Annotated in this window: 23 protein-coding genes and 1 pseudogene; 12 read left to right on the top strand and 12 right to left on the bottom strand. The window is 69.0% G+C overall.

The genetic code is table 11. The features are described from left to right. Both ACX9I7_RS30970 and ACX9I7_RS30965 read right to left on the bottom strand, forming a co-directional pair. Positions 1 to 144 (bottom strand): cytidine/deoxycytidylate deaminase family protein (locus tag ACX9I7_RS30970; protein WP_459389204.1); only part of this gene is annotated, 144 nt, incomplete at its 3' end. After that, a complete protein-coding gene (locus ACX9I7_RS30965; protein WP_459389203.1) occupies positions 141 to 959 on the bottom strand; it encodes an LLM class flavin-dependent oxidoreductase in 819 nt (272 codons plus the stop codon). The genes ACX9I7_RS30970 and ACX9I7_RS30965, both read right to left, overlap by 4 nt. Before the next feature lie 93 nt (positions 960 to 1052). Between ACX9I7_RS30965 and ACX9I7_RS30960 the strand changes: the two genes are divergently transcribed. From ACX9I7_RS30960 to ACX9I7_RS30945, 4 genes and pseudogenes are all read left to right on the top strand, one after another. Further along, positions 1053 to 1499 (top strand): Lrp/AsnC family transcriptional regulator, encoded by a 447-nt coding sequence (locus tag ACX9I7_RS30960; protein ID WP_387576539.1) that lies wholly within the window; start codon positions 1053 to 1055, stop codon positions 1497 to 1499. A 160-nt stretch (positions 1500 to 1659) separates the two neighbouring features. Continuing rightward, positions 1660 to 3291: a glutaminase A gene (gene glsA, locus ACX9I7_RS30955; protein WP_459389202.1), complete on the top strand. Its 1632-nt coding sequence runs from the start codon at positions 1660 to 1662 to the stop codon at positions 3289 to 3291. Continuing rightward, positions 3290 to 3571: pseudogene (locus ACX9I7_RS30950) on the top strand (IS5-like element IS4811 family transposase); the annotation flags it as partial. The gene glsA and the pseudogene ACX9I7_RS30950, both read left to right, overlap by 2 nt. A gap of 460 nt (positions 3572 to 4031) precedes the next feature. Then, entirely contained in the window at positions 4032 to 4691 is a 660-nt protein-coding gene (locus tag ACX9I7_RS30945; RefSeq protein ID WP_459389201.1) for a pentapeptide repeat-containing protein, read from the top strand. Positions 4692 to 4781: 90 nt separating this feature from the next. Here the strand turns inward: ACX9I7_RS30945 and ACX9I7_RS30940 are convergent, their stop codons facing one another. After that, positions 4782 to 4985, bottom strand: a complete 204-nt coding sequence (locus ACX9I7_RS30940) for a hexameric tyrosine-coordinated heme protein (RefSeq protein ID WP_358633321.1) — start codon at positions 4983 to 4985, stop codon at positions 4782 to 4784. 1274 nt (positions 4986 to 6259) lie between these two features. Here ACX9I7_RS30940 and ACX9I7_RS30935 point away from each other — a divergent pair. Further along, positions 6260 to 7243, top strand: coding sequence for a hypothetical protein (locus ACX9I7_RS30935; protein ID WP_459389200.1), 984 nt, complete (start codon positions 6260 to 6262; stop codon positions 7241 to 7243). Positions 7244 to 7752: 509 nt separating this feature from the next. Here ACX9I7_RS30935 and ACX9I7_RS30930 read toward each other — a convergent pair. Genes ACX9I7_RS30930 through ACX9I7_RS30920 form a run of 3 tightly spaced genes read right to left on the bottom strand, consistent with a single transcriptional unit; the run spans position 7753 to position 10192 of the window. Beyond that, positions 7753 to 8325 (bottom strand): transcriptional regulator, encoded by a 573-nt coding sequence (locus ACX9I7_RS30930; protein ID WP_459389199.1) that lies wholly within the window; start codon positions 8323 to 8325, stop codon positions 7753 to 7755. Beyond that, positions 8325 to 9908, bottom strand: a complete 1584-nt coding sequence (locus ACX9I7_RS30925) for a helix-turn-helix domain-containing protein (RefSeq protein WP_459389198.1) — start codon at positions 9906 to 9908, stop codon at positions 8325 to 8327. The genes ACX9I7_RS30930 and ACX9I7_RS30925 overlap by 1 nt, the downstream gene beginning before the upstream one ends. Then, positions 9905 to 10192 (bottom strand): helix-turn-helix domain-containing protein, encoded by a 288-nt coding sequence (locus tag ACX9I7_RS30920; protein WP_358633333.1) that lies wholly within the window; start codon positions 10190 to 10192, stop codon positions 9905 to 9907. The genes ACX9I7_RS30925 and ACX9I7_RS30920 overlap by 4 nt, the downstream gene beginning before the upstream one ends. Positions 10193 to 10394: 202 nt before the next feature. Here ACX9I7_RS30920 and ACX9I7_RS30915 point away from each other — a divergent pair, with 202 nt between their 5' ends. Beyond that, complete coding sequence (locus tag ACX9I7_RS30915) at positions 10395 to 10913, top strand: DUF1203 domain-containing protein (protein WP_459389197.1); 519 nt, start codon at positions 10395 to 10397, stop codon at positions 10911 to 10913. Positions 10914 to 11417: 504 nt separating this feature from the next. On the opposite strand, the gene ACX9I7_RS30910 is transcribed toward ACX9I7_RS30915, so the two are convergent. Then, positions 11418 to 11996: a winged helix-turn-helix domain-containing protein gene (locus ACX9I7_RS30910; RefSeq protein WP_459389196.1), complete on the bottom strand. Its 579-nt coding sequence runs from the start codon at positions 11994 to 11996 to the stop codon at positions 11418 to 11420. A 120-nt stretch (positions 11997 to 12116) separates the two neighbouring features. Here ACX9I7_RS30910 and def point away from each other — a divergent pair, with 120 nt between their 5' ends. Together def and ACX9I7_RS30900 are read left to right on the top strand one after the other, a co-directional pair. Then, positions 12117 to 12779, top strand: coding sequence for a peptide deformylase (gene def, locus ACX9I7_RS30905; protein ID WP_459389195.1), 663 nt, complete (start codon positions 12117 to 12119; stop codon positions 12777 to 12779). Positions 12780 to 13051: 272 nt separating this feature from the next. Beyond that, positions 13052 to 13690 (top strand): rhomboid-like protein, encoded by a 639-nt coding sequence (locus ACX9I7_RS30900; protein WP_459389194.1) that lies wholly within the window; start codon positions 13052 to 13054, stop codon positions 13688 to 13690. Between the two features lie 183 nt (positions 13691 to 13873). Here the strand turns inward: ACX9I7_RS30900 and ACX9I7_RS30895 are convergent, their stop codons facing one another. Then, positions 13874 to 15139, bottom strand: a complete 1266-nt coding sequence (locus ACX9I7_RS30895; RefSeq protein ID WP_459389193.1) for a hypothetical protein — start codon at positions 15137 to 15139, stop codon at positions 13874 to 13876. A 219-nt stretch (positions 15140 to 15358) separates the two neighbouring features. After that, the gene (locus ACX9I7_RS30890) at positions 15359 to 16267 is read right to left on the bottom strand and encodes a LysR family transcriptional regulator (RefSeq protein WP_387576567.1); all 909 of its coding nucleotides are present in this window, start codon (positions 16265 to 16267) and stop codon (positions 15359 to 15361) included. Between the two features lie 269 nt (positions 16268 to 16536). On the opposite strand from ACX9I7_RS30890, the gene ACX9I7_RS30885 reads away from it, so the two are divergent. Further along, positions 16537 to 16743: a gamma-glutamyl-gamma-aminobutyrate hydrolase family protein gene (locus tag ACX9I7_RS30885; protein WP_459389192.1), complete on the top strand. Its 207-nt coding sequence runs from the start codon at positions 16537 to 16539 to the stop codon at positions 16741 to 16743. A gap of 202 nt (positions 16744 to 16945) precedes the next feature. Then, a complete protein-coding gene (locus ACX9I7_RS30880) occupies positions 16946 to 18385 on the top strand; it encodes an amino acid permease (protein ID WP_387576572.1) in 1440 nt (479 codons plus the stop codon). A 51-nt stretch (positions 18386 to 18436) separates the two neighbouring features. On the opposite strand, the gene ACX9I7_RS30875 is transcribed toward ACX9I7_RS30880, so the two are convergent. The 3 genes from ACX9I7_RS30875 to ACX9I7_RS30865 form a co-directional block, all read right to left on the bottom strand. Then, positions 18437 to 18937, bottom strand: coding sequence for a universal stress protein (locus tag ACX9I7_RS30875; protein WP_387576574.1), 501 nt, complete (start codon positions 18935 to 18937; stop codon positions 18437 to 18439). A 4-nt stretch (positions 18938 to 18941) separates the two neighbouring features. After that, positions 18942 to 20198 (bottom strand): SLC13 family permease, encoded by a 1257-nt coding sequence (locus ACX9I7_RS30870; RefSeq protein ID WP_387576910.1) that lies wholly within the window; start codon positions 20196 to 20198, stop codon positions 18942 to 18944. Between the two features lie 322 nt (positions 20199 to 20520). After that, positions 20521 to 20715: a hypothetical protein gene (locus ACX9I7_RS30865; protein ID WP_387576576.1), complete on the bottom strand. Its 195-nt coding sequence runs from the start codon at positions 20713 to 20715 to the stop codon at positions 20521 to 20523. 479 nt (positions 20716 to 21194) lie between these two features. Between ACX9I7_RS30865 and istA the strand changes: the two genes are divergently transcribed. Both istA and istB read left to right on the top strand, forming a co-directional pair. Further along, positions 21195 to 22790: an IS21 family transposase gene (gene istA, locus ACX9I7_RS30860; RefSeq protein ID WP_459389191.1), complete on the top strand. Its 1596-nt coding sequence runs from the start codon at positions 21195 to 21197 to the stop codon at positions 22788 to 22790. Continuing rightward, on the top strand, positions 22790 to 23563 hold the full coding sequence (istB, locus tag ACX9I7_RS30855) for an IS21-like element helper ATPase IstB (RefSeq protein WP_459389190.1): 774 nt from the start codon (positions 22790 to 22792) through the stop codon (positions 23561 to 23563). The genes istA and istB overlap by 1 nt, the downstream gene beginning before the upstream one ends. The last annotated feature ends 320 nt before the right edge of the window (positions 23564 to 23883 follow it).

The raw sequence follows: 23883 nt of genomic DNA, 5'->3' as shown, positions 1-23883 counted from the left end.
TCGCACTGTGTTGTGGGCTTCGGCGAGGATCGCGCCGTCCGGGCCGGCCAGGAGGGAGCCGTAGGGGGCGTCGCCCAGGGTGATGGCGTGGGTCGCGATGCCGATCGCGTGACGCAGGAGCTTGTGGTCGGCGGGGGTGATCATGAGGGTGTCCTCCAGTGTGTGGCCACGGTGGTGAGTGCTTGCCAGGCCGCGTGGGGCCGGCGGGTTTCCTGCGGATCCCCTTGGTAGGGGTCGAGTACGACGGTGTCGGCGCCGAGGAGGCGGAGCTGGTCGAAGTCGTCGAGGATCTGCTCGATGGTGCCGACACCGGCCGGTCGTTCGGGCTCGTCGACCGTGGTGGTGGTCAGCCGCAGGGCGATGCGGGGGGCGAATGCCGGCAACGAGTGGTTCGTCAGGGCCGAGCGCATCCGGGCCAGGGGAAGCCGCAGCGGGTGCCAGGCGTCGCCGAACCTGATGGCGCGCCGGATCCCCGCCTCGCTGTTGCCGCCGACCCAGACGGGTACCGGGGCGGTGATGTCCTCGGCGTGCCCGTGCCGGGCGTTGCGCAGGGTGTTCAGGTATTCGTCGGTCAGGCTGCCGCGTGCGGTGAACGGTATGCCGAGCGCGTCGAATTCCTGGCGCGCCCAGCCGGCACCGACTCCGAGGACGAACCGGCCGCCGCTGAGCTGGTTGAGGTTGGTGGCCATGCGCGCCACCAGCAGCGGATGCCGGTAGGGAAGGACGAGCACCGTCGTGCCCAGCCGCAGACCGGTGGTCATACCGGCCAGCCAGGACAGCGTGGTGAACGGCTCGTAGAACGGCTCGGGGTAGCGCTCGGCCACGTCCGGGGTGACGACTACGTGGTCCGACACCATGAGGAGGCCGAAGCCGAGCCCCTCCACGGTCCGCGCCCATTCGCGCAGCACGCCAGGATCGGTCCCCGGCCCGAAATTCGGTACGTTGACGCCAAGTTGCATGACCCGAGGCTATCCCGGCGATCACAGCATACGGAACCGGTCTTTCCCGGCGATGGTGGCGTTCTTCCGTGGTTCTGCCGGTAGAGTCGCGGTATGGCCGTGAATCTTGACGAAATCGACTGGGCGATCATCGGGCAGCTGCAACAGGAGGCCCGCATCTCCCTCAGCGAGTTGGGGCGGCGCGTGAAACTCAGCTCGTCGGCGACGACCGAACGGGTGCGGAATCTGGAGTCGCTGGGCATCATCACCGGCTACCACGCCGTGGTGGACCTGGCCAAGGTCGGCTACCCCGTGCTGGCCATCGTCCGGTTGAAGTACCCGGGCAACCGGCACCAGCCGCTGCGCCGGCTGCTCGCCGAACGACGGGAGATCCTGGAATGCCTGCGCACCACCGGCGACGACTGCTACACCCTGAAAGTAGCCGCGACCTCCATGGAGCACCTGGAGACACTCATGGACGAGCTGGCCGGCCTCGGCAGCACGACCACCAACGTCGTCTACAGCCAGACACTCCCCTACCGCGGGCCACATCAGCCCTGACACAACAGGTGCGGGGCGTACGGCGCGCGCGAGAAATTACGCACCGGTGTACGCAACCGCACCACCGGCCGGGGCGCACAGGCCACGAACTGGCTGGTTTCCGTCCCCGGCGGCCGGGAATCGTCGGTGCGGTGGAGATGTCCGGGGCCGGAGGGAAGCCATGCCTGCTGCGAAAAGCGGGAAGCGCACCGCGACCCGGTCCCGTGCGCCCGGCGCAGCCGACCGGGGCGGGGAATCGCACGCGGACGTCTTCGCCTGCTTCGCACAGGACTCGCCGGGTCGGCTCTCTCCCGACCGGTTACTGAAGGTGCTCGACGAGGCGGGCATCCTGCGCGACGACCCCAGGATCGCCGAGACCATCGCCCACCTGGACCGCGTCCGGCCCGCACCACCGGCGACCGGGCCGCTCCTGCTCACCGCGGAGGAGTTCACCGCCGCGACCCGGCACAACCGGGGCATCATCGAACGGGCCGCCTGCGGGGAACTCGTGGTGCCCGACTTCCCGACGCTGGTGGCCGACCTCCGACGCATCCACGAGGAGGTCCGCGCCGACCGGAGCGGCGCCGTCGCCTCCTACATCCCCCAGCTCGCCCGCGTGGACCCGGAGCAGTTCGCGATCTCGGTGTGCACGGTGGACGGGCAGCGCTTCTCCATCGGCGACGCGGACGTGAACTTCTGCCTGCAATCGGTGTCCAAGGCCGTCGGCTACTGCCTCACCCTGGAGGAACACGGCCCCGACACCGTCCACCGGCATGTGGGCAGGGAACCCAGCGGCCAGGGCTTCAACGAGCTGACCTTCAACAAGGCGGGCCTGCCGCACAACCCGATGATAAACGCCGGTGCCATCATGAGCTGCGCGCTCATCCAGCGCGGCCTCGACGCCGCGGACCGCTTCGACTTCGTCGCCGAGACCTGGAAACGCCTCGCCGGCGGCCGGAGCGTCGGGTTCAACAACTCCGTCTACCTGTCCGAACGCAACACCGCCGACCGAAACTTCGCCCTCGGCTACTCCATGCGCGAACGCGGCGCCTTCCCGCCCGGCACCGATCTGCTGGCCACGCTGGAGTTCTACATACAGTGCTGCTCGATCGAGGTCGACGCACGGCAACTGGCCGTAGCGGCCGCGTCCCTGGCCAACGCCGGGGTGTGCCCGCTGACGGAAGACCCGGTGTTCTCCGCTCAAACCGTGCGCCACTGCCTTTCGCTGATGTCCTCGTGCGGGATGTACGACTTCTCCGGCGAGTTCGCCTTCACCATCGGCCTGCCGGCCAAGAGCGGCGTATCGGGCGCGCTGATGCTGGTCGTCCCCCAGCTGATGGGCATCGCCATCTGGTCCCCCCGCCTGGACGGCCACGGGAACTCGGTCCGCGGCATCGAGGTCTGCCGGCGTCTCGTCGACTGCTACAACATCCACACCTACGACCTGCTCACCGGCACCGGCGCCGAGACCGGCAAACGCGACCCCCGCCTCAAGCGCCACCAGAGCGCCACCGAAGGCATCGTGGCCCTGTGCTTCGCCGCCAGCAGAGGCGACGTCAACGAGATCCGCCGCCTGGCCGCCTGCAACATCCCCCTCGACGCCGCCGACTACGACGGACGCACCGCCCTCCACCTGGCCGCGGCCGAAGGACATCGCGGCCTTGTGGAATACCTCCTCGCCAAGGGCGTCAACCCCCGCCCCGTGGACCGCTGGGGCGGCACCCCCCTGGACGACGCCAACCGGTCCGGACACCACAACCTGGCCCGCCTACTGGCCGAAACCACCGGCTCCATCTCCGACATGGCGCCGTAAGCTCGTGACCTGGGCCAAGGTACGGATGGACATCACCCTCAAGACCGTCCGGCGCCCGCCGAACACCGCCGGCTCCGTGGTCCTCCCCCGCCGCTGGGTGGTGGAACGGAGCCTGTCGTGGATCATGCGGGCCCGCCGGCACCGCCGCGGCCACGAGAGGCTGCCGCAGGTCAGCGAGTCGCTCATCGCCTGGGCGTCCATCACGCTGATGACCCGCCGCCTCGCCCGCAAACCCACCCGGAAGACGGCACCGGTCCTCCCCGCCGTGATGCCGGCCGCGGCCTGACCAACATCCACCTCGTCGTCGTCACGCCGGAGCCCCCCGTTTGCCCAGAACGGCCTGTGCGCGGGATCTCTAGATCCGGCGATCAAGGAACGAGGCGCAGAATCAATTTCAGAGAACCACCTCCTCGGGCACTGCCCGGCTGCAGGCGGGAACCGCACACACCCCAACTTCCCCAGCCCAGTCGGCACCTTGGCGCCCGGGAAGGTACCGGGGCGGGGCTCCCGCCTCCCACGGACCGGAAGAACACCACAGTAGCAACATGATCAGATGTCCTGGATATTGCGATTTACGTAGGCCCTGAAGTGAGGCTCGATCCGGCTTTCGGAGCGTCTTTCAGCCCTCGCGCTGATTGGGCAAAACCAGGGGTGCGGCGTCAGCATGGGGCCCTTCCCCTGGTCGTGGGGCCCTCGGGGCCACGACCAGGGCCGCCCCCAGCCGTCCCCGGAAGGAACCCATGCGAGTCCCCGGCCCCCGTGACCTGGCCGCACTGCCGTACGCGCACCACCTTCAGCCCTTCACCGGCGAGCTCGAGCATGCGGGCGCCTACGAATGGCTGCACTTCGACGGCTCCGTCCTCCAGGACGCGGAAGCAGGAAGCTCTCTCTTCAGCCAGTCGGCTTTCTCCTCGGCCACTTTCGAACGCGGCCGCCTGCGGCGCTCACGGTTCGACGAGGTGTGGCTGCACACCGTCCGCATGGTCGGCACCAACGTCGCCGAGACCACCTGGCTGGACAGCGAGTGCACCGCCGGCGTCTTCGCCGGCACCGAGATCCACGGCAGCGAGATGCGTCGCACCGTCTTCCGCCAGTGCAAATTCGACTCGGTCAACTTCTGTGCGACCTCGTTCAAGGACGTCGTCTTCGCCGACTGCCTTCTGCGCGACGTGGACTTCAGCGGGGCGAACCTGGCCGACGTCAGCTTCCCCGGCTCAACCCTGGACCGGGCACGGATCGACAGAGCCACGCTCACCAGGGTCGACCTGCGCGAGGCCACCGCCCTGGGCATCGTCTCCGGGATCGGAGCCCTGAGCGGCGCGACGATCAGCACCGCCCAGCTGTTCGACCTGGCCCCCGTCCTGGCACAGCACCTCGGCCTCACCGTGAAAGACCACTGACACCGACCCCAAGAGCGCCGCAGCCCCAAGAGCGCCGCCCTGCCGTTGCTGTCCGTGCGATTTCGGTGGCGGCAGGGCTGGGCACAGAGGTCAGCCGCGCCAGTAGCCGTTGGCCGCGGCGATGGTCTGGAACTCGATCGCGACGACCCGCGCGGCGTCGATAAGACTGTCCGGGGTGGAGGAGTAGTTAGGGCGGCCCCCCTTGAGGATGTCCAGGTCAGGCTGGATGTTGTGGATAGTGTGCCGGGCCAGCGTGAGCGCCAGGGCCCGGCCTTCCTCCGGGGTCCTGGTCATCAGAGAACCACCGGGAACAAGGACCATGCCGTCATCGGGTACTCGATTCATACCGGACAGTGTCGCTGGACAGCCGGGATCTTCTCCGTCGCAACGCCTCCACCGCTTCCCAGCGACCAGCCCTTGTCACCTGTTTGCGCCAGCCCTTCACCACCCTCGAAATCACACGCCCCAGCCGCGCCATACCGCGCACACCCGTGCCATGACATGCCGCGGCGCCGTGCCGCGAAACCCATGCTGTCGTAGACCCCCTCACGCGCTGCCCGGCCCGGAAGCGTCTCCGTGCTGCGAAACCCACGCTGGGGTGCAGTGCTCGTGGCCCTCTCACCGGGCTGCCGCAGGGTGGGAGCGCCTCGGCGGTCCGCGGGTTGTCCGGGTTGTGGGCAGCGTGTTCCCGCTCGCACCGACTTTCCCGGCCCGTGCGTGGGCAGCTCCTGCCCTCCACTGCACTCCGGCGAACAAAGGCAATATCACTGAATTACCTTCGGATCGCAGACGCGGGAGCGCGGCAGCACCTTCACATACTCAGAACACTGGCGAGTGTGGCGGCGATGACGGAGCAGTCGGGGTGTCAGCGCCACCGTAGAGCGGTGGGGGAACCCTGCGGGGCCGGCCGGTCATCGTTCACCGGTCCAAGATCACTGTGCTCGCCCGTACGGTCACAGACTTGCAGGGCACAGCGGCCGGGTGCGGCCGCTGTGTCTGGTCCGGGCTCCTGGAGATCATGCGGTCAGGGGCGGCAGCCTGTACCGCTCGGCGATCGTCGCCCAGCCCGCCGAGGTCCCCCGCGCCGCATCGAGGACGGCGTCCCGTCCTCCCTGAAGGCCTGGGTGTTCGGCGCGGCCGCCGGTCTGGCGGCGCCGGCCTGGCGGGGCAGCCACGACAGCCGCCGGTACACGACCGCCCATGTGTATGGGGTTGGCGCGTAGAAAGGCCGCACAGGACGGTGAGCGAAATCCCACGGGGCGGGAAGGCGCGTCGGGCATCATGGGCGAGAGCGTCCTGCGGCAGCTCGCGTATGCGCCGGTACGCGCACGTTGGTGCGGACACCCTCTCGGCAGCCCCTGGGCCAGCCGCCCCTCGCACACTCCGCACGCCGCAGCCACCGCCTCGCCGCATGGGGACGAAGCCGCTCCCCGGCCTGCCCAGCCGTGAAGCCCGGAGGTACCCGCGTCCCTCGATGGACGCTCTTATTTTTCACTGAGATCGTTCCCTTAGCGTCTCGGTTCATGATGACGCAACGTGGTGCAGCCGGAACTGTTGTTTTCACAGCCGTGGCCCTGACAGCCGCCCTCGGGACGGCCGCCGCGGCCCCCGCCCCCGGCAAGACCGCCGCCCCGGTGTCCCACGGCACGGTGACGGACAATCTGTACATGTCGCTCGGCGCGTTCGAGGACGCCACATCCGGCGAGGACCCGAAGGTCAAAGCCATGATCGACCGTACGGACATCGGCGGCGTACAGGTGGTGGTGCCCTGGAAGGCCCTCGAGGGGAAGAAGGGCGAGTACAGGTGGTCGCGGCTGGACAACGCCCTGAAGTATCTCCAGGAACGCCACAAGAAACTGTTCGTCCAGATCCAGGACCGGTTCTTCGACGTAACCATGAAGGACGCCAACCTTCCCCAGTACGTGAAGGACGCGGGCGGCATCGCGCCGACGATCGATGAGAACCCTGACAACCCCACCACCCACGGGGCCATGGCCGCGCAGTGGAACAAAGAGGTGCGAGCGGACTTCCAGGCCATGCTCAAGGCGATGGCGCAGAAGTTCGACGGCAAGCTCGCCGGGGTGAACCTCCCGGAGACCGCGGTCGAGGTGGACACCAAGAACGACCACACCAAGTACACCTCGAAGTCCTACATCGACGCCGAGATCGACAACATGCGCTACGGCAGGAAAGTCTTCACCAAGACACAGTTCATCCAGTACATCAACTTCCTGCCCGATGACGACGACCACAAGCGCATGAAGGAGATGTTCGACCTCGCCCGGGACAAAAAGATCGGCATCGGAGGACCGGACACCCTGCCGGACCGCAAGTACCAGATGGAGAACTCCTACAAGTTCCTCCACGCGTACAAGGACGCCCTCCCCCTCGTCGCGATGGCCGTCCAGGAACCCGACATCAACGCCAAGGACCCCAAGACAGGCAAGCCGTACACCCGGACACGGTTCACGGACTTCGCCCACGACTACCTCGGTGCACGTCAGATGTTCTGGACCACCGAAGCGGACTGGCTGCAGAAGCCCGCGACATGACATGACACGTGCACGGGTTCGGACACGTGCACGGGTTCGGCTGCTCGATGCCGTGTGAGGGGCCGAGTGCTCCTGGGGTGACACAGCCTCACAGTGTGATCACCACATGGCCGGCGGGAAGTGCATGGAAGAGTCGCTCCCGGACCCATAGCAGCAGGCCCTGGCTGTTCTCCTTCGTGGAGGGCGGCCGGGGCCTGCTGCTGGTACGGGGCCGGCATCTGAGGCTCTGGCGGGCGGGTGCCGTGCCGTATGCGGCGGGGTGTGGTGGCGCAGCGGTGCCCAGTCAGCAGGCTCTCACCGGCCATGTCATCCGCCGACGCCACGACCAGGGCCGATCTGACCCAGAGTTCTCAGACCACGTCACCGGCGAGGACTTCTCACCTTCCGTCTCAGGTCCCCGCTCCGGCTCCCGGCCCCCAAGCCGCAGCGCGGCACGTTCTTAGAACATGGCATCCGCCTGACAACGAACCCGCGAAAGCCACACGGGATTTGTGAACCTCCATGACCTTCTAGGCGGCGAAGCCGACGTTGGTGACGTACTCGTACTGCCCCCACTGCGAACCCAGGTCCACGATCGTGTCGTCCCACGCCGCGTCGAGACCCTGGTAGTCGCCCGCGGCCCAGGAACCGACGATCCTGTCCCAGCGGCGCACGTTCAGCGTCCGGTACTCCACGACGCGCTGCAGCGGCCGCGGCACCTGGGACTGGTCGAGCGGGTGGATCTCCACCCGTGTCCCGCGACCCTCCCGGTTCAGGCGCCTGAGGAGGTGGCGGGCGACGTTCTGCCGGCGCACCGTGCGGTAGGCGGCGTCGATCCGGGCCAGGTTCGCCTTCGACGGGCTTCGTTTGCCCTCCAGCCACGCCTTCAGCGTCCGGTCGGTGACCGTCAGCCCCGCATCCCGCGCGGCCGCACGTGCATGCTCGGTGCGGGTGAGGTAGTGCAGGCGCGCTATCCAGCCGCGCTTGACGGTCACCAGGGTGGCGATACCGCCCGCGAGCTCGTCGAGCTTGCGCGCCACGGCATCGCTGCCCTTGATACCGCGGGCGCCGAACTTCCCGAAATCGAGGTTCTTCTCCGGCATTACTCCTGCTCCTCCCCCGTAGTGCCGTCAGCAGCGGTTCCGGCGGTGTACGTGTCCTTCACCTTTACCTCGGTAACACCACGACCCTCGGGGAAGACACGGCGCCAGTCACCGATGACATGGAGCTCGTCGGTGCCCATCGCACGGACGACCGCCAGGCCCTCGTCGTGGGCCTTGAGTGCCTTGAGCCACAGGTTCGCGAACGCCTGGGAGCGGATGATGTGCATCCAGTCCGGGCGGTACAGCTCCCGGTTGTAGTTCGACTCCCCCATCGTCGACACGAACTTGCTGTACATCGCTTTTACGTATTCCAGCGTCACCTCGTCACCGTCGGCGATCGCGGTGTCGCGGGCGTCCTTCAGGGCGATGCGGAACTTCTCCAGCAGGTTCTCGGTGGCACCGGAGGTGTAGGACTCGTGGATCTCCGGCGGCGCGCACAGCCCGTATTTCGGGCCCGACAGGCGCAGCAGGAGGCGGAGGGTCGGCTCGGTCACCCATAGTGGGCCCGGCTCGTCCCGGTTCCCGATCGGGTTCGGCAGCACCGCCTCGTGCTCCCAGGCGGGCGGGGTGATCAGGTGGACGCCGGCGCGGCGGCGGTCATGGGGAAGGCCGGTGGAGTGCTCGAGCTGGCCGAGGGGGAGATGGGTCTTGAGGGCGCTCAGGTAGGCGCCGTTGATGTCGAGCGCGGTCACCTCGTGGCGGCCGGGAGGGAGCTCGTGGCGGGTCCATTTCGGGCGGGCTTCCCAGATCTGGTCGGCACCGCGAGAGGTCTGCTTCTTCAGGATGTCGGGGATCCACGGGTGGGCGATCACGTCGTAGCGGGCGCCCTTACGGGTCTCGTCCAGCAGACGCATCGCGTCCGGGATCGCCCGCTTCAGCAACGCGGCCGTCGCCGCGTCGACGTCACCATGGTGCTCGGCGAGCGCGGCCGTAACTGCCTGACCGATCAGATCGACCGGCCCGGACGGTTCCTGGAACGCACGACGGGCCGGACCCTGGGAACGCCCGGAGGGACGCGTCGTAGGTGATGTGCGCGCCGTCGGCTTCCCGGCCGGAGCGGCCTCGGGCTGTACAGGCGTCGTGGCGACGGGCGTCGTGACGGCGGGCGGCGCGGCAGCGGTGGCCTGGCAGTCGGCCGGGTCCAGGTGCTGGGCGAAACCCGCCACCCGGTGCGCGGCCGGCTGTCCGCACAACACACACGGCTCGGGCGCGGCGAGGACCTCCACCTCGTCCCCCTCGCTGCCTTCCTCGGGCGTCGGGGAAGCCGCCGGAGCCTCGGCCGCGACAGGGGCATGAGCCACGGCGGGCCCGGCGGCAGATGGCGCTACCGGTTCGGTGTCGGTTGCGAACTTGGCGGCCAGGCCGTCCAGGAGGTAGGCGTACTTGGTCCGGGTCTCGCCGACCGGATCCCTGTCCTTCTCCCACCCGGCAACGGTGCTCGGGCTCACCCCGAGCGCCCTCGCCACCTGTGCCTTGGACAACCGGGCCCGCTCCCGCAGGTCCTGGCGGACCTGGGGAGAGGGGAGCACGGCTTCCGGGCCAACGCCCGCGAGCAGCGAGTCGATCGCATCGAAGTCACTCACCGGGCCACCCCCTTCCCGGCGGCGTGGGCGGTGCGGCGCCGGGCGGCGGGCAACGACTCGCACGCCCGCGTCGGGCCCGCCAGCAGATCCAGCGCAGCGATACCGTAGTACTCGGCCAGGACATCGACGTCCCGCAACGTCCACGAAGTGGCCCCGGACTGCCTGCGCGAGACCTGCGTCTGCGTCAAACCCAGCACCGCGGCCAGCACCCGCTGCGAGTCACCTGTCGCCTGCATCAACGCGGCCACCGTCAGCCGCAGTGACTCCTCCAAGCCCAAACCCATACCCCCAACCATAGCCGAATGGCATGCAAAATACGCATCAAAACTGGGTGGGGGTGCTCATGGATGCGCCCTGCATCCCACCCAGGCCCGGCGGCCGGCGCCGTGTCCGACGAATCGCCGTGGGAGGTGGGGCGCCCGCCGCCCTGATCGTCGCGTCCGAATCCCGCCAGCGCACCGAGAGCGAACCACCGACGCTGAACGCATGACTACATACACGGCCCTCCCCATCGCTCCCGCCGCGCTCAAGGAACTTCGCCACGCCGATGACGCCGGAGAGCCACCACAGCCGTACACCGCTCGGGAGGATGGCGTTCCCATCGACTGCGTGGGCAGTCCGCTGCGGTGCTGTCTGCGGGCCATCGAGCCCGGTGAACGGGTCGCACTCGTCTCCTACGCCCCGCTGCGCCGCTGGGCGGGGGAAACCGGGGCCGAGCCGGGAGCCTACGACGAAACCGGACCGGTGTTCATCCACGCCGACAAGTGCGAAGAAGCACGAGGCACCCAGGGTTACCCCTTCGCACGTCCCGGAGCGCTACGCGTCATCCGCCGCTACAACGCCGACGGTCAGATCACCGGAGGGCGCTTCCTCGAGATCCCCGACAACGCCGAGGCCGGGTTCGACCGGGCCCTCGACGAAGCGTTCGCCGAGCCGGAAGTGGCGCTGGTGCACGTGCGGGCTCTGGAGTACGGCTGCTTCCAGTTCGAGGTACGACGGCCCTAGAGCGCGTATAGCGGAGCGGCCGCCCGACGCGCGGCTCAGCCCAGGTAATCGGAGCACGGCCAGGTGGTCCGGGCCCTGCCCGCGCACAGGCCGACAAGCCGCACGCCGCGCATCCCCCTCCGCCAGCGCACTACCGGAACAGGCGAGCGGACCGGTCAGCAGTGAATCAATGACGCGGGCAGCGATCCGGGCGAAGGTGCGGAAGTTCCCTCGGGCACAGCGTTCGTCGGCCCGGGCGATATGCGGTGGCGCCATGTGCGGTGGCGCCATTCGAGCGGCATCGGGGCCGGTCGTGCGCCCGTCGGCCCGAAAGACAACGGCGTCGTGTCAGGAGCAGGGCGCGCCACAAGTCCGCGGCATTACAGTCGCGCAGGTTTTCGACCTCGATGTCGTGCGGCGGCGTGGCGACCCGGCCGTGTTCTGGCCGCCTCACGCCGCGTGGCTGATCGCCGTCCCGGATTCGTGTTCATCTCCTCGGGCGGGCGCGCAACGGTGGCTGCCCTCTCAGTCCTGCCCCGGGCTGTCCGTCGGGTGGGGAAGCAGGGGGAACAGCCGGGTGATGAGGGCGACCGGTCGAGCGCCGTCAGGCCGGGCCAGGGGGCGTTGTTCGCGGTCCTGGTAGGGCGCCAGCGCCCGCTGGATCACGTCCGCGACCCGGCTCATCTCCTGGGGTGTCAGGTAGGCGACAGCGCTGAAGGCCTCGTCGTGGCACCACTCGGGCGGCGCCTGATGACGCTGGGCCAGCCATCGCTGCCAGCTCTCGTCCTCCAGCCCGCGGGCCAGATCGCTGAACTGATTCTCAGCACCGCCGCCGGCAGCGGGGGTGTGCCGCCTCAGGCGCCAGGGACGTGCGCGGCCTCCGCTGTGAGGGGCCTCTTCGATGTAGCCGTGACGGGCGAGCTGCCGCAGGTGAAATGAGCAGAGACCGGAGCTGTAGCCCAGCCGGGAGGCGGCTTCGGTAGCCGTGACGGCGCCGACCTCGGCGAGCAGGTCCAGCAGGGCCGTGCGGACTTCGTGCTCACGCAATTTCCCGCCGGTGCCGGCTGCCTGGTCGTCCGAGGTGGTGAGGTCATCTCCAGTCACTTTGCAAAGTCTGCTACTTTGCAAAGGACTTTGCAAGCGGTCACTCTTGCTCAAGTCCACAGCTGCGTGCGGCGAGCACGCAGCCTTCGCGGTATGCGTGAAAAGAGGGGGAAGACAGTCATGCCTGTCCGTCACGAGCACTCGCGTTCCGTCGACCGGCGAGTCCGCGTGCAAGGCCGCCCCGTCGACGCCTATCCGGCCCTGCCACCGGAAGCGAAACGGGGATCGGTCCGCGACATCACGGTGGTCGGCGAGGAAGTGCTCGGGCGACCGTGCCGGGAAGTGACCGAGTTCGGGACCCCGGAGCTGTCGGCGCTGATAGACGACATGTTCCTCACCATGCACGTGGCCGACGGCGCCGGCCTGGCCGCCAACCAGATCGGCATCGGCCTACGGCTGTTCGTCTACGACTGCCCGGACGACCACGGGATCCGGCATGTCGGCCACATCATCAACCCCGTCCTGGACGTGCCCGGCCCGGACAGCAGGCGACTCATCGACGATCTCGAGGGCTGCCTGTCCGTGCCCGGCGCCACCATGACGGTCCCCCGCACCGATCACACCATCGCTCGCGGGTTCGACAAGGACGGCAGCCCGCTTGTCATCGAAGGAACGGGCTACTTCGCCCGATGCCTGCAGCACGAGACCGACCACCTCGCCGGCCACACCTACCTCGACCGCCTCCCCAAACGAGACCGCAAAGACGCACTGCGGCAGATGCAAGACCGCCAAGAAGACGTCTTCGCACAACGCGCGAACAAAGCCGCCCGCCTGAACCGGTGACACGCCCCCGGGGGCCACGGCCGAGAGCGGCAACCAACCTGTCCACGGACCCCCGGACCGCGCCAGAACCACCGCCGGCCAAACCGGCCACGAGCCGGCGGCATCAGGGCGAGGCCCGTCCCGGACCTTGTTTATCCCGGCGTGACGGCCGCCCGGGTTAGGGTCGTCACCCTCCAGGCCGAACGCCTCGGAGCACGCCCGCTCCCTCGGGAGCGGGGTGACGGCACACGAACGGATGGCGGCGCAATCGGTGAACACGGCGGCTCAGCGGGTTGCGGACCGGTCCGTGGCCCTGGCCCGGCGGCTCCCGGCCACGACCACGTACGGCACTGCTCCTGGCCACGGCGGCTTGGCTGGCCAGCCAGCCCCTGCGGGAACAGGCCCGCTTCATCCGGCACAACAGCAGCAACGTCCACCACCTCGAAGTCGGCAAATGGTGGACCCTCCTCACCAGCGGCCTCGTCGTCGACGGCGTGCCCGTACTACTCGGCATCACGGCGGTGGCCGCGGCACTCGGGATCGCCGAATGGCGCTGGGGCACACTCCGCGGCATGGGCACGTTCCTCTTCGGCCACGTCGTAGCGACCCTGCTGACCGAAGGCGTGATGTGGCTGATGCGGCTCGCCCACCTGCCGGGAGCCCTCACCCGGGCCCGCGACGTGGGCATCAGCTACGGACTGGTCGCCACCACCGCCTGCCTGCTCGCCCTCTCCAGCCACCGCACCCGCCGCTACGGCCTGGCGGCACTCACCACCCTCCTCACCCTCGCCTGGGTCATCAACCATGAACTGGCCGACGCCGGCCACCTCGTAGCCCTCGGCCTGGGAGTCATAGCCTCACGCAGCCACTGGCTACGCGACCGCAGAACAGCCGGCCGGGGACAGGCCGCCCCAACGGGCACAGCACCATAACCGACATCCCTCGGGGTGATCCGGACTCACCATCGCCATCGATGCTGCCCACTGGGTCAGCCTGGCGGCGGTGCCATGCCCGGACGGGGCAGAGGCCGTGGACACCGCACCGCCGCCCACATAGACGACCCTCCCGGGCAGGGAGGGCATGGCGAGGTTGTCCCGTCTTGGCCGCACAGTGCTTCAGGATGCGGGTGTGCCGGTCATCTCTTCGTCCGTCAGACGGGCCCGCCAGTTGGTGACGTGAGCGTCGGGCATGGACGCCAGGCGGGCGATTTCCCCGTCGCTACGGCCGTCGGACCAGGCCAGGATCCGCGTCACGGTGCGGTTCCGTGCGGCGCGGAAGTCCTTGAGCATGTTCTCGAGGCGTTCGACTTCCTCGGCCTCGCAGACGAGTTGCTGGTCGACGGCGGAGCGTTCCTCGGCGCGCAGCCGATGCATATAGGCGTTCAGGCCCGTCAGGACCAGGCCCTCCTCGTGTGCGGCGTTCTGGAACCTTTCGGCCAGAGCCGCCAGCACGCAGTCCGAAACGTCGGCGAGAGTGGCGCCGAGGGGCTTGGCCGCCTCCCAGGTGCTCCGGCCGATCTCCGTTGTCTCCAGCCAGACGCGGGCGTCCGTCGGGGTGCGGTCGCCGCACGCCTTGGCCCGATAGGCGTACAGGGCGGCGCGGTGGCCGTAGAAGGTGAAACCGTCCTCGATCTCCTGGTCGGTGGCGCGGCACATCCTCCCCGGTACACCTCCATAGCCGCTCTCAGGACGGTAGTCGGCGTAGGCATCGAGTTCCGCGTCCGTGGCCAGGCCCCAGGAGGGGTCGCACAGCTCGGGGTTCATGGAGAGGAACGTGCCGACCTCGACGCGCCACGCCGGGGCCGGTGTCGTGCGCGGTGTGGGCCACATGAGCTCGCCGGAGGGAGCCTCGGTGTGGGTCGCGGCCTGCTCGATGTCGTCCCAGGCGGTGGCGGCCTCGGCCGACCACTCCAGCTCGCCTTCCGGCCCGACCCGGTGGACCGAGTCCACGAGCCGCTGCACGGCGGGCAGTATCCGCAGCGCGAGCGCGTGCAACTCCTCGGCGGTGAAGAACCGCCAGGAGCAGCCTCGCCGTTCGTCATGGGTAAGGTGGCCGAGCAGTTGCACCATGACTCCGGGCGCCGGAATGGTCCCGTCGCCGAGTGCCCTGCGGGGAGGGCCGGGGAGCTGACTGTCGAGGTCCTCGCGCGAGGCCCGCCAGTCGATGTCGCCGAACCAGACGGCGCCGTCGCGCGCGTCCACTGCCAGCCACTGGTGGTAGCCAACTCCCGGGCCGTAGCGCTGCTCCTGCTGCTCGGCGTGCTCGTCGTGCCACACATATTCGGCCGGGGGCGGGTTCAGCTCTACGGCCATGAAGCCGTCCTCGGGGCGGTAGCCGGTGAGGACGCGGGCCGTTCGCGGCTCGCTGTTGGCTGCGGTCATGAGGGGTTTCCTCTCGGTGGAACGTCAACCGCCGCAAACGTAGTGCGCCCGGCACTCGATAGTTTAACTTTCAGCCATCGTGGCCGATAGTCGGGGGGCCGAAAACGCTGGCGCCACGGTGCGGTCTACGCGCGTGCAGCCGCCGTCAAGTTGGCTGTTTTTCACACGTCCTCCACAATCCGTTCACATCCAGCCGCCGCCCCCGACGCACGGTGGGCCTCAGGAGAGCGCGGACAGTGCTTGCGCGGCGAGCATCTGCTCCAGGTCCAGGACGGCGCGCGGGGCGTGCCGGGTGTCGATGCGGACGGCGTAGATGAAGCGCGTCAACTGCGGCTCGGCCAGGGGGCGGGCCACGACCTGGCTGTTGCCGCGGCCCAGCGCCAGTCGCGGCATGACGGCAACGCACAGGCCCGCGGCCACGAAACCGAGCACCGTGTTGAAGTCGTCCCCCTCGTATTGCAGGCGGGCCTGGAAACCCGGCGTCTGGGCCATCTGGGAAAGCAGTTCCAGGCGCAGAGCGGCCTCCGGGGCCGCAATCCACGTTTCGGTCGCGAGGCTGGCCAGATCGATGACCTCCCTGTCGGCCAGGCGGTGGTGATCCGGGACCACGGCCACCACCGGATCCCGTGCGATCAGCGTCCGGCGCAGCATCCGGGGCGGCGGGTCGGGGATGAAGTCGTAGTCGTAGCTGAGGGCCAGGTCCATGTCCCCCCGCTTGAGCCGGTTGTAGCCGGCCTCGGGTTCCAGTTGGCAGAGGCTGACCTGCACGTGGGGGTAGGCCGTGTGGAGTTGGGCCAGCGCTTGCGGAACGATGCTGGTGGCGGCGGAGGCGAAGGCGCCGAGCCGGATCCGGCCGGCCGTGCCCGCGCGCATGGCGTCGAGTTCCACCGATGCCGTCGCCAATGCGTTGCGGACGCTCTGTTCGGCGCCGAGAAGGACTTCGCCGGCCGGGGTGGCGCGCACGGGGCGGCGCTCGAGCACCCTGAGGCCCGTGCGGCGTTCGAGTTCGGCTATCTGCTGGGAGACGGCGGGCGCGCTGTAGCCGAGTTCGCGTGCGGCGGCGCTGAAGGAGCCGTGCCGCACGACGGCTTCGAGGGTGGCGAGCAGGCGGGGGTCGAGTCCGTGCACGGAGTTAAGGCTCACTTATCTGTTGCGAAGATGTGTTTTCTTGTGATTGCGGATGAACGCCAGCAGGATTCTTGCTCGCGGCAAGAAAAACGCAAGCCCGTGCTCCTGGGGCGTGACCGCCGCTCCCTGCCGTCCAGGTGCCCTCCGCCGGCGCCCCGTCCGCCTCCTGCCGTGGCTCGCCCCGGCCCGTCGCGGCCGGGGACGTCCGTGCGGGCGGGTGTGGATCCGGCCGTCGACGATCACCTCTGAATGCCCCAGAAGGAAGTGGTATGCCCCTACGCCGGTTGTCCTCAGGCCGCGGTTGGTCGCGCCGTTCCGCTGCCGCCGGCCTCGCCCCCGATACACCCGTTCTCGGAGCGTGTCGGGGTATGCGGCCGATGAACGCGCACGCGGGCGGCGTCCTCCTCCAGCGCCTGCCCGACGGGATGGGCCGTCACGGCCACAGCCCCCACCTTCGGCGACCAAGCCCTCAGTGACCTGCTGGAGTGCGCCGGCACGCCGGGATCCCGGTCGCCGGGTACGCCGCGCCGCACTCCGGTGGACCTGGACCATCTGGGCCATCTGCTCGACCGGATGGAGCAGGAGACCGACATGCCACGCACTGGCGTGTCGGTCGGCCCTCATCGACATCGTGCGCCCTCAACGCACGGCCACCACCATGGAAGGCAGACCCGAGGCGTGAGCGAGCAGTTCCTCAAAGACGAGAAGCGCCCCACGACCCGTCACGTCGACGCCGGGGACACCGGCTACAGCAAGACCTTGAAACCCCGGCACATCAATATGATCGCCATCGGAGGTGCGATCGGCACCGGGCTCTTCCTCGGCGCGGGCGGACGCCTCGCCGACGCGGGGCCCTCGCTGTTCATCGCCTACGCCGTCTGCGGCGTCTTCGCCTTCCTCGTCGTGCGTGCGCTCGGCGAGCTCGTCCTGTACCGGCCGTCCTCCGGTGCCTTCGTCTCGTACGCCCGGGAGTTCCTCGGGGAGAAGGGCGCGTACACCGCCGGCTGGATGTACTTCCTCAACTGGGCGACCACCGGCATCGCCGACATCACCGCCGTCGCCACGTACACCCACTACTGGCGCCTGTTCTCCGATGTCCCGCAGTGGGTGATCGCGCTCGTGGCCCTGGCCGTGGTCCTCACCGTCAACCTCATCTCCGTGCGGATCTTCGGCGAACTGGAGTTCTGGTTCGCGATCGTCAAGGTCGGCGCGCTGGTGGTGTTCATGGGGATCGGAATCTTCCTCCTGGCCACTCGGCACCCCGTCGACGGCGCCGTCCCCGGCCCGGCCCTGATCAGCGGCAACGGCGGGATCTTCCCCAACGGCCTGCTGCCCATGCTGCTGATCATCCAGGGCGTCGTCTTCGCCTACGCCTCCGTCGAACTGGTCGGAGTCACAGCCGGTGAGACCGAGAAGCCCGAGGAGATCATGCCGAAGGCGATCAACTCGATCATGTGGCGCGTCGGCCTCTTCTACGTCGGCTCGGTCGTCCTGCTGTCGATGCTGATGCCGTGGAGCAGCTACAGCGCCGGCCAGAGCCCGTTCGTGACCGTGCTCTCCCGCATCGGCGTCCCGGCGGCCGGCGATGTGATGAACCTGGTCGTGCTCACCGCGGCCATGTCCTCGCTCAACTCCGGCCTCTACTCCACCGGCCGTATCCTGCGCTCCATGGCCGTCAACGGGTCCGCACCGCGCTTCACCGCCCGGCTGAGCCGCACCCATGTGCCCTACGGCGGCATCCTGCTCACCAGCGGCATGTGCGTCCTCGGCGTCGGGCTCAACTTCGTCGTTCCGGCGGACGCGTTCGAGATCGTGCTCAACCTCGCCGCCCTCGGTATCCTCGCCACCTGGGGCATGATCATGGTCTGCCATCTCCTCTTCTGGCGGAAAACCCGGGACGGCGTGTTGACCCGCCCCTCCTACCGCCTGCCCGGCTCCCCGTGGACCGAATTCGTGACGCTGGCCTTCCTCGTCTCCGTCCTGGTCCTCATGTACGCCGACGGAGGGGCCGCGCGCACCACCGTGCTGTGCGTGCCGCTGATCGCCGCGGTGCTGGTCGCCGGCTGGTACGCGGTTCGCGGTCGCGTGGCGGGCGCCGCCGCCGAGAGCGAGGACTGAGCCGGCCACCGGCCACCGGCCTGCGACCCGCGATGTGCGCGGGTCGCAGCGTCAGTGGTGGTGCGGAGGGTGTGGTGGCGGTGGCGGGATGGTGGCCGCGCTCGGTGGCGTCTGCGGCCAGACCAGCAGGACCGGGCAGGGGGCGTGGTCGACGATGAAGCGGCTGGTGGGGCCGAGGCTGCGGGGGCCGAGGTGGGTGCGGTCGCCGTCGCGGGCGAGGATGAGCAGGTCGGCACCCTCGGCGGCCATCACGACCTCGCGTTCGACACGACCGGAGCGTTCCCGCCGGGTGCACGGGCGTCCCAGCCGCGCGGCCGCGTCGGCCAGGAGCCGTTCGCCCGCGTCGTGTGCCAGGTGCTCCACCCGTGTGCCGGGGTCGCGGTCGGGGCGTGCCCGGCCCAGCAGACCGGCGTAGGCGCCGTGCGCCACGCCGGGCGCGTCGGGGCCGCTGATGTGGAGCAACACTGTTTCGGCGTCCGCGGGTGTGTGGGCGCGCGCGGCGTCGACACAGGCGGACCAGGTGCCCTCGACGATCCAGACGATGACGGTCACGCGTTCAGCCTCCGATCGTGTGGAGTGACACCCACAGTGCCACCACCGCCGACAGTAGGGCGGCAGGCGTGGCGAGCAGGCCGAGCCGGGTGAACTCGCCCAGTTCCACGTCGGTGTCGTGTTCGCGCACGATACGCCGCCACAGCAGCGTGGCCAGGGACCCGGCGTAGGTGAGGTTCGGGCCGATGTTCACCCCGAGGAGCACGGCCAGGACGGCGCCCGGTCCGGTGGGGGCGGCCAGCGGCAGCAACACCAGGACGGCGGGCAGGTTGTTGATGACGTTCGCCAGGACGGCCGCCAGCGCCGCGAGGACCAGGAGGGACACCAGGTCGGTGCCCCCCGGGACCACGCGGCCCAGGGCGTCTGCCAGGCCGTTGTCGACCACCGCCCGGACCACGATGCCCAGTGCCAGCACGAAGACGCAGAACGGCAGGGCCGCGGCCCGCACGAGCGCACGGGGGCCGGTGCGCCGCCGGGCCAGGGCGCGGGCCGCCAGGACGGTCGCGCCCGCGGCCGCCGCCCAGGCCGGGTCGATGCCGAGCGTCGAGGCCAGTACGAAACCCGCCAGCGTGCCCGCCACCGTGAGCAGGGCGAAGAGCGGGAATTCGGGGGTCTCGACGGCGGGCGGGGCGTCGGCGCCGGCATCCAGGTCGGTGGCGAAGAAGCGGCGGATCACCACGTACTCCGCCCCGATGGCGACCAGCCACGGCAGCGCCATCAACGCGGCGAACCGGGTGAAGGACAGGCCGCTGGCGGCGAACGCCAGCAGGTTGGTCAGGTTGGACACCGGCAGCAGCAGCGAGGCGGTGTTCGACAGGTGGGTGCAGGCGTAGACGTGCGGCTTGGCACGGGCGCCCAGTCGGGCGGCGGTGGCGAAGACCACCGGAGTCAGCAGTACCACCGTGGCGTCGAGGCTGAGGACCGCGGTGATGAGGGAAGCCATCACGAAGACGATGCCCAGCAGGCGGCGGGGGCGGCCGGCCGCCCGGCGCGCCGTCCAGGCGCCGCAGGCGTGGAAGAGACCCTCGTCGTCGCACAGCTGGGCCAGGACCAGGACGGCCGCGAGAAAGCCGATCACCGGGCCCAGCCGGGCGGCCTCGGCCACGGCGTGGTCGAGGGAGATCGCTCCGGCGGCGATGACCACTCCGGCGGCGGGGACCGCCACGACGGCCTCCGGCCAGCCCCAGGGCCTGATCACCGCGCAGGCCAGCACGGCGAGGAGCAGGACGACGGACAGTGCTTCTGCGAGGGAGGCGTTCAGGGTCGGAGCCTTTCGGGTGCGGTCCCCGGCACGAGGGGAAGGACTTCGGTGTACAGCTTCACCTATTGCCCTGTGTGCCCGGTCGCTCCGCTCGGGGCCGACGCGGCGGCGTGTCCTCGGCCTTTCCGCCGCGGCGGGCGCGAAAGGAACCTCTGACCGGCGGGAAACCGAAAGGCGGCTTCGTTCGGGCAGCCGTGAGCAACGGGACCGAGTCCGTGTTCCGTCCGCCGAAACCGAAGGGAAAGCTCGGGGCGGTGTCCGTGCGGACGGGGCGTGGGTCTCCGGCGACGACGTGGATCGCGTGGCCCGCGTCGGCCGAGGGTCAGGAGGCCATGGCCGCGAAGTCCTTGGTCAGGGTGCTCAGGTCGGTGATGCCGAGGCTGTCGATGCTGTGCTTGTTCGGAGGGAACCGTGACCAGAGCGCTACGGCGGAGCCGGCGGAGCAGCCCCACAGGGCGCGCCGCAGGGGATCGCCGTAGCGGAGGGCGGGCAGGCGCCGCAGCGTGACCGTGGTCATGGCGATGAAAACGAACGAAAGGAAGAAACACAACTTGGCGGCTCTTATGGCCGTCGGCTTCCGTACGGCGGGGCGGCGGGGTGGGTCAAAGTGGACTCCATGATGCTGAGAAGATCGCGCCCGAAGACCGATTGCTGTCGGATTCTCTGCTGGATGAGGGAGGTCGGAAGTTCGGCCTCCCGTTCTTCGGTGGTGCCGAAGTGCGCGCGGGCGTTCACCATGGTCGTCGTCGAGTCCACAAGTCCGGAAAGAACCAGCTGGAGAGCGGCGGACAATTCTTGTCGACGATCACGAAATTCCCCAGCTGATGCGGCATGAGCGTCATGTAATTCCCCACCCCGCGCGGTCACGTTATTCCCCATGGGGATGACGGAGGCGGAAAGCGGGTGTCCTGGCCATCGAAAAGGCGGACGCTGCCCCTCGACCAGTGGTTCGAGAAGGTCGGGGGCCAGCACCGGATGGCAAGGAGAACGTTCACCGTGGTCGACATCACCGAGATCTACGTCCACTGGTATGCGGGCCGTTCCAAGAGCGAGCTGGCCACGTCGCTGGGAGTGGACCGCAAGACGGTCAGGAAGTACCTGGCCCCGGCGGAGGCCGCCGGAATCACCCCGGGCGGGCCGGCGATGAGCCAGGCCGACTGGGCCAAGCTGGTCAAAAGCTGGTTTCCCGAACTCGCCGAGTCCAGGCTCCGGCAGATCACCTGGCCGGAGATCGACAAACATCGCGACTACATCAAGAAAATGCTGGGGACGGTGACCGTCAGCACGATCCACCAGCGTCTTCGCGACGAGCAGGGGCTGGAGGCGTCGGTCTCCAGCTTCCGCCGCTGGGTCCATGCCACCCTGCCGGAAGAGACCCGAAGATCGCAGGTCACGGTCCTGCGAGACGACGTCGAGCCCGGCTCGGAGGCTCAGATCGACTACGGCTTCCTGGGCCAGTGGATCAACCCCCGCAGCGGAAAACGGCACCGGATCTGGGCCTTCGTGATGGTGCTGCCCTGCTCGCGTCACATGTTCGTCCGCCCCGTGCTCACCCTCGACCAGCACGCGTGGACGGCCGCCCACGTCGAGGCGTTCAGATTCTTCGACGGGGCACCGAAACGGCTGGTGCCGGATAACCTCCGCACCGGGGTCGACAAGCCCGACCTCTACGACCCGAAAATCAACAAGGCTTATGGCGAACTCGCTGCCCATTACGGCGCATTGGTCGATCCAGCCCGGGCCGGGCGGCCGAAGGACAAACCGCGGGTCGAGCGGCCCATGCCCTATGTCCGCGACTCGTACTGGCGCGGGCGGGAGTTCGTATCCGTCGAGCACATGCAGGCCGAGGCCATCAAGTGGTGCATGAACGTGGCCGGCCGACGGCAATGCCGGCCACTGGGCGGGGCCGCCCCGTTCTCGGTCTTCGAAGCGGTCGAGGCCCAAACCTTGCTGCCTCTTCCCAGAACACCGTTCGTGCTGGCGAGATGGTCCTCCGCAGCAGTCGGACCGGACATCCACGTCAAGGCGGGCCGCACCCTCTACTCGGTGCCCTGGAAACTGATCGGCAAGCGCGTCGATATCCGCTCCACCGCCGCCATGGTGCACATTTTCCACGACGGCGAACTCGTCAAGACCCATGCTGCCCTGGAACAAGGCAAGCGGACCGACAAAAACGATTATCCGCCGGAGAAGATCGCCTTCCATATGCGGACCCCGGTCTGGTGCCGCACCCAGGCCGCCGAGGTCGGCGAGGCATGCAGCGAGGTCATCGGCCAGCTGCTGGAGGTCAACGCGCTCTACCGGCTCCGCGCCGCCCAGGGGATTCTCGGTCTCCGCAAGAAGCACGGCGAGACACGGCTGGAAGCGGCCTGCGCGAAGTCCCTCGCGGTCGGGGATCCGTCCTACCGCACCGTCAAGGGCATCCTGATCGCCGGCACCGAAACCGATCCCGAGCCGGAGACCAGCGGCGACGCGGGTGCCGCCGCGTTCCTCCACGGGCCCAAGCGGCTCTTCGCGACCGCCGCGTCCCCCGTCGCGGCGGAGGACAACCACGATGACCAGGGCCACCGCGAAGGTGAAGGAGTCGCCTGATGAACATCATGAACACCGCTTTGCGGGACTCGCTCAAATCGCTCAAGCTCTCCGGCATGCTCGAGACTCTCGACGCCCGCCTGTCCCAGGCCCACGGCGGCGAACTCGGCCACCTGGAGTTCTTGCAGATCCTCTGCCAGGACGAGATCACCCGACGTGAGAGCGTCGCCTTCCAACGACGCCTGCAACGGGCGAAGTTCGAGCAGCAGGCCACCCTGGAGGAGTTCGACTTCTCGTCCTCGCCGAAGCTGCCCGCGGTCCAGATCCGTGACCTCGCGGCCCTGCGATGGCTGCATGCGGGCGAGTCGGTCATCCTGTTCGGCCCGGTCGGCGTCGGCAAGACACACGTCGCCCAGGCCCTGGGCCACCTCGCCATCCGCCAGGGCGCCCACGCGCGGTTCGCCAAGACCAGCCGTGTCCTCGCCGACCTCGCCGGCGGACACGCCGACCGGACCTGGGACAGACGGCTGCGAGAACTCGTACGTCCCGACGTGCTCATCCTCGACGACTTCGCGATGCGGCAGCTGACCGCCACCCAGGCCGACGACCTCTACGAGCTGGTCAGCGAACGGCAAGGGAGGTCCCTGATCATCACCAGCAACAGGGCGCCGAGCGACTGGTATCCGCTCTTCCCCAACCCTGTCGTCGCCGAGTCGCTCCTGGACCGGCTCATCAACACCAGCCACCAGGTCATCATGAACGGCCCCAGCTACCGGCCGAACAAACGGCCCAGAAACGGCAACAACAAGACAACCGGAGGCTCGATCAGCTAGACAAGGACACGGTCAGGACCTGGGGAATTACGTGAAGCCAGGCCCGGGGAAAATCGTGATCGTCCACATTCTCCGGCTGCCTCATCATCGGTTCCATGGTCCAGCCAAGGCAGCAGATGGATGGTGTTAGTCCCTGGCGTCTCGATGTTTGCGATCAGACCGTCGAGGGTGTGCGGGTCGGGGCGCGGGAGCTCCCCCACCGGGCCAGCCACCGCCCACCGACCTGCTGCCCGCCAGCACCGGTCGCGGCCTCCCACAGAGACGCCGGTTCTCAGGCCCGCCGTGACGCCGCCGGTGATCCCCATTCAGCGACCTGCACC

The sequence above is a fragment of the Streptomyces sp. L500 genome, assembly GCF_054551825.1.
Note: the sequence above shows the minus strand (reverse complement) of the source record. Positions and strands in the feature narration are given on the sequence as shown.

Coding starts and splice junctions, on each gene's coding strand:
- ACX9I7_RS30965 (WP_459389203.1), bottom strand. CDS start 959: ATGCAACTTGGCGTCAACGTACCGAATTTCGGGCCGGGGACCGATCCT.
- ACX9I7_RS30945 (WP_459389201.1), top strand. CDS start 4,032: ATGCGAGTCCCCGGCCCCCGTGACCTGGCCGCACTGCCGTACGCGCAC.
- ACX9I7_RS30930 (WP_459389199.1), bottom strand. CDS start 8,325: ATGCCGGAGAAGAACCTCGATTTCGGGAAGTTCGGCGCCCGCGGTATC.
- ACX9I7_RS30915 (WP_459389197.1), top strand. CDS start 10,395: ATGACTACATACACGGCCCTCCCCATCGCTCCCGCCGCGCTCAAGGAA.
- ACX9I7_RS30940 (WP_358633321.1), bottom strand. CDS start 4,985: ATGACCAGGACCCCGGAGGAAGGCCGGGCCCTGGCGCTCACGCTGGCC.
- ACX9I7_RS30960 (WP_387576539.1), top strand. CDS start 1,053: ATGGCCGTGAATCTTGACGAAATCGACTGGGCGATCATCGGGCAGCTG.
- istB (WP_459389190.1), top strand. CDS start 22,790: ATGAACATCATGAACACCGCTTTGCGGGACTCGCTCAAATCGCTCAAG.
- ACX9I7_RS30920 (WP_358633333.1), bottom strand. CDS start 10,192: ATGGGTTTGGGCTTGGAGGAGTCACTGCGGCTGACGGTGGCCGCGTTG.
- ACX9I7_RS30885 (WP_459389192.1), top strand. CDS start 16,537: ATGCCCCTACGCCGGTTGTCCTCAGGCCGCGGTTGGTCGCGCCGTTCC.
- glsA (WP_459389202.1), top strand. CDS start 1,660: ATGCCTGCTGCGAAAAGCGGGAAGCGCACCGCGACCCGGTCCCGTGCG.
- def (WP_459389195.1), top strand. CDS start 12,117: ATGCCTGTCCGTCACGAGCACTCGCGTTCCGTCGACCGGCGAGTCCGC.
- ACX9I7_RS30865 (WP_387576576.1), bottom strand. CDS start 20,715: ATGACCACGGTCACGCTGCGGCGCCTGCCCGCCCTCCGCTACGGCGAT.
- ACX9I7_RS30895 (WP_459389193.1), bottom strand. CDS start 15,139: ATGACCGCAGCCAACAGCGAGCCGCGAACGGCCCGCGTCCTCACCGGC.